The organism is Cellulomonas sp. P5_C6, from assembly GCF_054049635.1.
Genome location: NZ_JBFULZ010000393.1, coordinates 1 through 661, shown reverse-complemented (window position 1 = coordinate 661; position 661 = coordinate 1). Strand labels below are relative to the sequence as shown.

Genomic DNA, 661 nt, shown 5'->3' with positions numbered 1-661 from the left:
GGTCGGCGCCGACGCGCATACGGTTCTGTGGGCCCTGTGGCACGCGGCCGAGCAGGCCGAGCCGTGGCGCCGGTCGGCGCTCGCGGGCGGGGCGGCGGGCGAGCGCGCGGACCGTGACCTGGATGCGGTCCTGGCCCTGTTCCGCGCGGCCGAGACGTTCGTGGACCGGATGCCGCGCTCGACGCCCGGGGCGTTCGTGGACTGGCTGCAGGCGCAGGACCTGCCCTCGGACTCGCTCGCGGCGCGCGCCCGCCGGGCCTCCGTCCAGGTGCTGACGCCCGCGGGTGCGGCAGGGCGCGAGTGGGACGTCGTCGTCGTGGCCGGGGTGCAGGAGGGCACGTGGCCCGACCTGCGCCTGCGGGACTCGCTGCTGGGCGCGCAGGCGCTCGTCGACGTGGTCGCCGGCCGCGCCGGGTCGGGAGCGTCCGACGGCGCCGCGGCCCGCGAGGCCGTGCTGGCCGACGAGCTGCGGTCGTTCGTGGTCGCGTGCTCCCGCGCCCGCCGCACGCTGCTGGTGACCGCGGTGGACGACGCGGACCACCAGCCGTCGCCGTTCCTCGAGCTGGTCGACCCGGCGGACGACGAGGTCGACCCCCGCCGGACCAGCGTCCCGGCGCCGCTCGACCTGCGGGGGCTCGTCGCGCAGCTGCGGGCGCACCTC

Annotated in this window: 1 protein-coding gene; it reads left to right on the top strand. The window is 78.8% G+C overall.

The annotated features are described in order from the left end of the window. Positions 1–661 (top strand): 3'-5' exonuclease (locus tag ACXJKG_RS21350; protein WP_456847716.1); only part of this gene is annotated, 661 nt, incomplete at both ends.